The organism is Chitinophaga sp. 10T418, assembly GCF_056394125.1.
In genome coordinates this window covers 1-485 of record NZ_JBFTHG010000064.1, presented here as the reverse complement: position 1 = coordinate 485, position 485 = coordinate 1, and the positions used below count along the sequence as shown (strand labels likewise).

At 45.0% G+C, this 485-nt stretch carries 1 protein-coding gene; it reads right to left on the bottom strand.

Annotated elements, in window-relative coordinates; genetic code table 11:
* The coding region (locus tag AC1DCV_RS35790; protein WP_477027684.1) for a transposase at positions 1-425 on the bottom strand (425 nt) is incomplete at its 3' end.
* Between the last annotated feature and the right edge of the window lie 60 nt (positions 426-485).

Below are 485 nucleotides of genomic sequence, written 5' to 3'. Positions count from 1 at the left end.
GTAACGCGGCTTATCGTGGCCGTAGATGCCTCCAAACCATACATATCCATGAGATGATCCCGTATGTCACTGTAACTGGCTCCGCGGGCATATAAAGAAATGATCTGTCGATCCAGATCTACCCCAAGAGTTTTATGCCGTTTAGGAATAATTTCGGGCTCGAACGTCCCATTACGATCACGCGGTGGGTTAATATCTACCGATCCAATGGCGGTTTTTACTTGYTTACGCCCTTTACCGTTCCTTCGGTTGGCTTCTCCTTCCTCCTCAATATGCGCTTCCAACTCACCATCCAGGGCCCCCTCAAGAAACTCTTTTAGTAACGGCGTTAACACCCCGTCCTTACCTAAAAGCGTATCTCCGTTCTTCAAACGGCTGGCCGCTTGCTTCTTGAAGGTTTCGAAATCAAAGTTTTGCCTTTCCATATTGTTTTATCAGTTTAAAGTTAAAAAACTTTTTACTGACACACTTTATGTAATAGTCTC